Annotated in this window: 7 protein-coding genes and 1 tRNA gene; 3 read left to right on the top strand and 5 right to left on the bottom strand. The window is 58.8% G+C overall.

Annotated features, from left to right (window positions below; all coding sequences use genetic code 11):
• The 4 genes from NW841_RS10775 to NW841_RS10790 all read right to left on the bottom strand — a co-directional run.
• Positions 1-143, bottom strand: a 143-nt coding sequence (locus NW841_RS10775) for a helix-turn-helix domain-containing protein (RefSeq protein ID WP_414386360.1), incomplete at its 3' end; no start/stop codon positions are given.
• Between the two features lie 138 nt (positions 144-281).
• Positions 282-1895 (bottom strand): DUF6930 domain-containing protein, encoded by a 1614-nt coding sequence (locus NW841_RS10780; RefSeq protein WP_414377278.1) that lies wholly within the window; start codon positions 1893-1895, stop codon positions 282-284.
• 158 nt (positions 1896-2053) lie between these two features.
• Positions 2054-2126: transfer RNA gene (locus NW841_RS10785), tRNA-Thr, on the bottom strand.
• 187 nt (positions 2127-2313) lie between these two features.
• The gene (locus NW841_RS10790; protein WP_414365677.1) at positions 2314-3009 is read right to left on the bottom strand and encodes a TPM domain-containing protein; all 696 of its coding nucleotides are present in this window, start codon (positions 3007-3009) and stop codon (positions 2314-2316) included.
• A gap of 369 nt (positions 3010-3378) precedes the next feature.
• Here NW841_RS10790 and NW841_RS10795 point away from each other — a divergent pair, with 369 nt between their 5' ends.
• Positions 3379-5235: a S8 family serine peptidase gene (locus tag NW841_RS10795; RefSeq protein WP_414386358.1), complete on the top strand. Its 1857-nt coding sequence runs from the start codon at positions 3379-3381 to the stop codon at positions 5233-5235.
• Positions 5235-5456: a hypothetical protein gene (locus NW841_RS10800; protein WP_414365665.1), complete on the top strand. Its 222-nt coding sequence runs from the start codon at positions 5235-5237 to the stop codon at positions 5454-5456. Before NW841_RS10795 ends, NW841_RS10800 begins: the two co-directional genes overlap by 1 nt.
• A gap of 193 nt (positions 5457-5649) precedes the next feature.
• On the opposite strand, the gene NW841_RS10805 is transcribed toward NW841_RS10800, so the two are convergent.
• A complete protein-coding gene (locus NW841_RS10805; protein ID WP_414365666.1) occupies positions 5650-6012 on the bottom strand; it encodes a pentapeptide repeat-containing protein in 363 nt (120 codons plus the stop codon).
• Positions 6013-6518: 506 nt separating this feature from the next.
• Here NW841_RS10805 and NW841_RS10810 point away from each other — a divergent pair.
• The gene (locus tag NW841_RS10810; RefSeq protein ID WP_414372369.1) at positions 6519-7625 is read left to right on the top strand and encodes an ATP-dependent 6-phosphofructokinase; all 1107 of its coding nucleotides are present in this window, start codon (positions 6519-6521) and stop codon (positions 7623-7625) included.

Below are 7625 nucleotides of genomic sequence, written 5' to 3' on the forward strand. Positions count from 1 at the left end.
TGAGTTTGTTGGTACTGTCGCACCCAGCGGTGTACTGTTCTTTTGGTCACCATGAACCGTTCAGCTACCTGGCGGATGGAGGTTTTACCTGCCTGATAAGCTGTTACAACTCTTTGCCGTAGATCCAAAGAATGGGTTGGCATCTCTTCCTCTCCTTCCTCTTGCAACCTGTACCCCACTTTAAACAGGCTGTAGTCAATGCTATTAAGCTCCAATCCCTGGATTGGCTTGTAGCCATGGGCTAGCCCAAGGACTTTTCGCGCAAGGATTTTTCAAGATCCTTAGGGAAAGTGCAACTGTCGGCTGATGCGCACCATCGGCCCCAGACCCAATCGCGTCGGGTTGAGCGCCTGCATCTCAAACAGGGCCAGAATGTGGCGCACCTGCAGCTCTGGCCAGTTGGAATTTATCCCCATCGCCACCACCAGGCCACAATAGCCGCCCGTCTCGCGGCAACGCCGTTCCCAGCGTTCGCGGGCTATCGAGTGAACAGGATCGTCTTCGGGAAATTCTCCGAACAGGTGCAGGTCGCGGTTGCCCGTTTGGACAATTTCCAAGGCGTAGCGGCTGCCAGCAAAGGGATCCACCCCTGTGTTAAAACAAACACCCTGGGGCCCGCCTTCGCCGCGCAGATTCTCGATCAACTGCTTTGCCTTGGAGCGGGAGGTGCGTACGATCACCACCGGCAGCCCTTCACCCCTTTGCACCAGCTTACTTTGGGGGAGAGGATGCCATTGCCCTGTGCGGCGCAGCGCCTCCACTGTGGTCCAGGGCAACACCCCCAGGCCGAGCTGCGCACCCTCAGGCACGAGATCATCTCGCAGCAAGGTTTGGGTGTGCTCTTCTTCGTCTCCTTCTAGCTCCAGAAGCTCTACAGCCAAGTCGGGCAGGGTGCGCACTTGCACCGAGAGGGTTTCCCCTGGTGCCTGTGGGTTGGGAATGCGATACCGACCCTGACAGGGTTGGAAATCCTCTTCCAGCTTGCGGTGGTACTGCTTCAAAAAACGATGCAAGGCCTCCAAAGCCACCGCCAAAGCCGCCGCCTCGTCTTCCTGCAAAACAACGCGCAGGCCCTCGAGAGGGTGGATGGTGCCGAAGTTCGGCTCGATTTCTTCGGGATCCAGATCAGCCAAGTCCAGGTCTGGCAGCTCGTTGAGTTCGAGATTGCGAGCTTGGAAGGTGAGATAGAGACAATCTTGCCTGAGGAAGGCTTCCTCCATCTCTTCGGGAGTATCTGGTTGGCCCGCGTCCTGGCGAAACCGTTTGAGGGAGTGCAGCGAGCGATAAAAAAGAACCCCGTACTCCATTCCCAGCCGCCCCATGACCGAGACGTAGAGGGTTTCAATGTCCCAGCGATTTAGCTCAATCGCCAAGATTTGGTGATCCTCCAGATAGTCCCAGGGGGCATCTTGCCAGAGGGTGAGGGCTTTGCCGGCCAGCAGCTTCGCGTAGTTCTCCGGCAGCGGAGGCGGGATCTGCTCACTGGCCTCTGCAAAACTCTGCAGGATCTCGTCGATCAGCGGCAATTCCGGCTGGCATTCCACTTTGATGTCCAGCTCGTGCAAAATGCCGCGCAGGAAAAACTGTACCTCCCGATCCCGCACAACGACCTTTTGCGGACGAGCCGGCAAGGCAGCATTGGGCCGCTCCATGGCCATGATCAAAGTTCGCACCATCGGCTCAAGGCCGGAGCCAGCAGGCACCACCTCCATAGCTCGCACCACGCCCTGAACGCCATCCACCCATAAAATGCACTCCCCCTCAGCCAAACCCGAGGAGCTCTGGGATCCCAGGGCTAGGGAGCCTGGTAGGCTGTGGCGATCCCCTTCCCATACCGAGGGCACCTGGGGCAGCTTTTGCAATCGACGAACTGTAGCGGCTGGCAGACCCGACATAGACATCTAGAGAACACAAAGGAACAAACCGGCAGATACCCTGCGCGGGGATCCGCCTCTGAGGGGGTGAGGGGGCAGGATCCCACTGAAGTCAATTTAACCAAACCGCCAGAGTCAAAGCTGAGTTCCTCTCCTGGGATAGCGGGGGCCGCCTGCAAAGCTGATGGTCAGACTCGAACTGACGACCGCTCGATTACAAGTCGAGTGCTCTACCAACTGAGCTACATCAGCAATCTAGCTCTATTGATTCTAGCATCCTCTCTTGGGAAGTTGCCCCCGTCGAAGCTCCCAGCGTTCTCGCCCTAGCCTCTGGCTTGCTGCGGGGGACAATAGGCGGAGGATTCTTTCTCGACCCGGAGGCTTACCCCCCTCCCAGAGGGAGAGGGGAATGGGGCTTGGCCTTAACTGGGCAGGACGGCTACTGCTGCTCCGCTGCCGGTCGGGCAATGGGGGCCAAATAGATCACCAGGGCTCCTGCCAGAAAGCCCAGGATGTTGCGCACCAGCGGGAGCCAATCCTGGGTGCGGGTGATCACCGGGCCGATGCCGAAGGCCCCAAACAAAATGAACCACAAGGGAGAGATAAGCAAAGCCCAGCGCCAGTTAAACAGCTCCTCCGCGTGGCGGGGTTTGCCGGCAAACCCGAAGACGATCCCGCCTAAGATAGAGGTGAGCAGCGTTAGGATCCACTGCTCCTGCGGCAGCCCGGGCACCACACGGCAGCCCCCTTGGTGAAAACAGCGATCCAAAACGTCAACGGTTTCCAAAATGGCGCGCTGAGTGCCGTGCTCTCGCACGTAGAACTGGTTGCCGAAGCGAGATTGCAGCTCAATCCAAAAGGTACGCGGCAGGATCTCCCGCACTGCGTCTCCCACGTTAAAGGCCAGCAAGTTGCCTCCCCTGGGATCGGCCACCATCAGAACGCTGCGCTCGTTCAGGCCCCAGTACTCTTTCACTTGGCGGCCTGGGGTTTGGTCAAACTGGGTCAGCACCCGCAGCTTCCAGCCCGTTTCTTCCTCTAACCGGTTTAGATGCTCGGCCAGTTGCGCTTCCTGATTGCTGGTCAACTGATCCGCCAAATCCAAGACCGGCACCGGCGGCTGCGGCAACTCCATCTCCACCACTGGCAAAGCAGGCTGGGCCCAGATCGGGGATCCCCCACCTAGCCAAATCCACAGCCCCAGGCAAAAGCTTGCCCCGACGCGCAGTATCCGTTGCCATCCGATGCTCATGCTGATTCCTCTCTTGGCTTTGATGACGAGATACTGAGAAATGATGTTAAGAAGTATTTCAAGTTCTTACAGATCCATCATGCATCGGGACAAACCGTTTGGCCAGAGGGATTCCTTTTTCTGGGTTTCCTGAGTGGCACCCGAAAAAGTTGGCAACAGGAACAGCCTCGTGGCGCAGCGTGCTGATTTTCTGGTCAATTGCCCATCCAGAGGGCATACTGGTGGCAACAATTTTGGATCCCGAGGGCGTGCATGATGAACTTCAGACGCTGGTTGGGTCTCTGCTGCGCTGGCCTGGCGGCACTGCTGGTGACGGCCTGCGGTAAGGGATCCACCCCCTACGACAGCATTGTGGTCAACTTTGTCAACACGGCCACTCCCACTGAGATTGCTGCTCTTGCCAAAGCCTACAATTTGCCGCTGCGACCCAGCAGCAACAGCGCTTTTGCCCGCCAGGAGGCTATTTACCTGTTTGATGTGGATGCGGAACATCCAGGAGCCACACGGCGGCTAATCCAACGGCTCTCGCGGGAAGCCCTGGTCGAGTATGCCCACCCCAATTACCAATTCCAGGCCGCTTTTGTGCCCAACGATCGCCTCTATCCCCAGCAATGGAACCTGCGAGCCATCCGCATGCCGGAAGCCTGGGACATCTCCCAAGGGGAAGGGGTAACGGTAGCCGTGGTGGACACTGGGGTGACACGGGTGCCGGATCTGGCCCAAACCGAATTTGTGAAGGGCTACGACTTCGTGGATGACGATGAGGATCCCACCGACCTCAACGGCCATGGCACCCATGTGGCGGGCACCATCGCCCAATCCACCAACAACACCCTAGGCGTGGCCGGGGTCGCCTTCAAGGCCAAGATCATGCCGGTGCGGGTGCTGGATGCCAATGGCTTTGGATCCCTGTCGGATGTGGTGGAAGGGATCCGCTATGCTGCTGACCACGGCGCCACAATCATCAACCTCAGCCTGGGTAGCCGTGCCTCTGCCCAACTGATGGAAGAGGCCGTAGCCTATGCCCACCGCAAAGGGGTGACGGTGATCGCAGCCGCCGGCAATGAAAACTCAAGCGAGGTGAGCTACCCGGCCCGCTACCCCCATGTCATCGCCGTCTCGGCCACCGGGCCGGATGGCAGCAAAGCCCCCTACTCCAACTATGGGGTTGGGGTAGATATCGCCGCTCCCGGCGGGGCCAAGACTCCCGAGCACCCTGAGTACGGCATTCTGCAGCAGACCATCAACCGCCGCAACCCCAACGAGCCCGTCTTTGCCTACTTCCAAGGCACCAGCATGGCCACTCCCCACGTGGCCGGCGTAGCAGCGCTGATCCAGGCTCAGGGCATCAAAGATCCGGATAAGGTGGAAGAAGTGCTGAAGATGTCGGCCACCCCGGTGCCCGGCGACAAGCAGAACTTCTACGGCGCCGGTCGTCTGGACGCAGCTAGGGCCCTGGCCCGAGCCACCGGTCAGCAAGAGGAGAACCCCCTAGTGCTGTGGCTGAAGGACTTCCTGCAATATCTGAACAACAACGGCTACCTCAACCCACGCTTCTGGTTTGATGGTGGCCCGATTGCCCTGGTGCCCAAGCTGCTGATGGTGGTGGGCGGCTACATCATCCTGGTGCTGATCCGCTGGTGGCTGGCTCCCAAGCCCATGCTGGCAACAGTACCCCTCCTGGGAGGGATCCTGCTGGGCAGCGCTGGTCTCTTCCCCCTGCAAGGGTTGGCCATTGTGGGTGCGCCCCGGTGGCCCTTCCAGGTGATGGGGAGCTCCCTGCCAGAGCTGGGCACCGCCTTGGCCCAAACCAATGCTTTGAACCCCTTGTTTGCCAGCGTGTTGATCCCCGGCCTGTTGATGGTGCTGTTCCTGGGCCATCGGCGCTGGCGTTGGGCGGTCGTCGGCCTCTCGATCGGTATGGCCTCCCATCTGCTCCTGTCCGGATCCCTGTTCTACGAGGGGGTACTATGGCTTGGCTCCTCTGCTTGGTTGGGGCGCTCCTTCTTGCTCCTCAATGGTTTGCTCTGCCTGGGCCTGGCCTATTTGGGAGCGCAAGCCATCTTGGATTCCCAGCCCAGCAGCACCGGTTTAGCGCTGAGGAAGTGATGCAAGAATACAGCGGTACCATCGAGTTCCTGGATATCGAAGGGGGGGTGTGGGTGCTGACGCTCCCTTCCGGCCAGCACTACGCCCTCTTCCGCGCCCCCAAAGAGCTCTTACAAGAGGGGTTGGAAGTCACCATCCAGGGACAGATCAAAGAAGATATGGTGACGGTGGCCCAGGTGGGGCCAGTCTTGGAGGTGAAGAGCTTCCGGACGCAGCCCTAGCCAATGCGACCCAGAGCAAATACCCCTGGGATCCCCCCTTGGGGATCCCTCTTTTTTAGAGAGCTTTCTGCGGCTCCAACGCAGCACCCACCTTGCTTGAAAGCTTGGGTGAACACCTCCCAAGACTCGTCACTGATGTGCTCTTGAGTCAACACAACTCACCAATACAGTGCGGGGCTTCCCGCCGATTAAGCTAAAACTCGAACAGTTGCATCCCCGCTGTTACCGGATCGAAACCGGCGGGGAAGCAGGTGTTGTGGTTGTACTGGGCTCCGCTTAAATTGGCTCCCTCCAAACAGGCTCCCTCCAGGTCGGCATAGCGCAGATCGGCACAGCGCAAGTCGGCATTGGCCAGATTGCTGCCGCGCAGGTTGGCATAGCGTAGGTTGGCCCCATGCAAGTCAGACCCGCGCAGGTCGGCCCGGCGCAGATCGACCCCCCGTAAGAAGGCGTACTCCAGACAAGATTGGGGAAAGTGACGCTCTCCCCGCTGGTAACGGCTGAGCAACTCTGTGGCCCCCCGCAGCGCACATTGGGCAATGGTTTGCGTCATCATGCTTCTCCCAACTCAGACCGGCTCCTTCAATATCTCCATCATCTCTACCATCATTCGCTTGAATGGGTTTTGATCAAGGTTACTTAACAAATGATTTTAATTTTGGTTTTTCGGCAAATGGTTCCCCCCAAGTCTTGCCTACAAGATCTATCCTCAGAGATAGCGAAAACCTTTCCAAACCTAGCTTTGCAAGGCAACATTTCTTAATTCTTTGTTGTGAAGGATGCTTAACAACTCCTCTTGTCCGCGGAGTCGCTCCCCAACTGCAAACTCTGCTCAGCATCTTGACCCACAGGTCTGGACATACTCTTTGGGATCCTGTAATCCAGCCGTCGCCTCCCCTTCTCTGCGGTTGGTCAAGTACCCCATGGCCACAGCCTGCTAGGGCCTCGGAACCACTGTAAGCAAACCGCACAGCATCCGCTTGCAGGAGTGAAGTCTAGTCGGCTTGAAACTGTGGAGCGGGGCAGTCCATATCTTTGTTCAAGCTGTTATCCTGGAGCACCATGCCAAAACGTAAGCGAATTGGGATCCTCACCAGCGGTGGCGATTGTGGCGGCCTCAATGCCGTTATCCGAGCAGTGGTGCGGCGGGCCCGCGACTATGACATGGATGTTTACGGCATCAAAAACGCGACCGCAGGTCTGATGGCGCGACCGGTGGAAGCAGAGCTGCTGGATGTGAAGCGGGTTTCCGGCATTTTGCGCTATGGCGGCACCATCCTGGGTACTGTGAACAGGGGCAACCCCTTCGCCTATCCCATGCCGGATGGCAGCTTGGTGGATCGCTCGGCAGAGGTGATCACGGGTTACCACCGGCTGGGGTTGGATGCTCTGATCGGAGTGGGGGGAGATGGCAGCCTGGCCATTCTCCGGCAGCTAGCCTTGCAGGGGGATTGGAACTTCGTCGGGATCCCTAAGACCATCGACAACGATGTCGGTGCCACCGAGTATTCCGTGGGGTTCAACACGGCGTTGAGTGTGGCCGTGCAGGCTTTGGATCAGCTCACCTACACCGCCATCAGCCACAGCCGCGTCATGGTCATGGAGGTGATGGGTCGGGATGCCGGTCACATCGCCCTCAGTGCTGGCATTGCCGGGGGGGCCCACGTAATCCTGATCCCGGAGATCCCCTACAAGCTGGAAAATGTCTGCAAAAGGATCCTCGACCGCAAAGAGCGGGGCAACAATTTCAGCATTGTGGTGGTGGCGGAGGCCGTTCGCACTGAGTCCGGAGAACCGGTGACCTACACCAATAGCCTGGGGCAGTCTCTCTACGGCGGCATTGGCTATTACATAGGCAACGAGATTGCGCTGCGCACCGGTATCGAGACGCGGGTGATGGTTTTGGGCCATCTGCAGCGGGGGGGCACTCCTTCTCCTCTGGATCGCCTGCTGGGGGCAGCTTTTGGGGTGGCGGCTGTGGACTTGATTGCTCAGGGCAAGTACGACCGCATGGTGGCCTGGCAAAATCGGCGCGTGGTGGATGTGCCCCTGGCAGAGGCCATCGCCCAGTACCGACGGGTGGAAGTGGATGGGGCTCTAGTTGCCACGGCCATTGGTCTCAACACCTATGTGGGCGAGGTGGATCCCAAACTTCTGCGCACGTTTTAG

Origin of the sequence: Synechococcus sp. H60.3, assembly GCF_047462295.1 — a bacterium.
In the GTDB taxonomy this organism is placed as follows: domain Bacteria; phylum Cyanobacteriota; class Cyanobacteriia; order Thermostichales; family Thermostichaceae; genus Thermostichus.

Coding starts and splice junctions, on each gene's coding strand:
- NW841_RS10780 (WP_414377278.1), bottom strand. CDS start 1,895: ATGTCGGGTCTGCCAGCCGCTACAGTTCGTCGATTGCAAAAGCTGCCC.
- NW841_RS10790 (WP_414365677.1), bottom strand. CDS start 3,009: ATGGAGTTGCCGCAGCCGCCGGTGCCGGTCTTGGATTTGGCGGATCAG.
- NW841_RS10795 (WP_414386358.1), top strand. CDS start 3,379: ATGATGAACTTCAGACGCTGGTTGGGTCTCTGCTGCGCTGGCCTGGCG.
- NW841_RS10800 (WP_414365665.1), top strand. CDS start 5,235: ATGCAAGAATACAGCGGTACCATCGAGTTCCTGGATATCGAAGGGGGG.
- NW841_RS10805 (WP_414365666.1), bottom strand. CDS start 6,012: ATGATGACGCAAACCATTGCCCAATGTGCGCTGCGGGGGGCCACAGAG.
- NW841_RS10810 (WP_414372369.1), top strand. CDS start 6,519: ATGCCAAAACGTAAGCGAATTGGGATCCTCACCAGCGGTGGCGATTGT.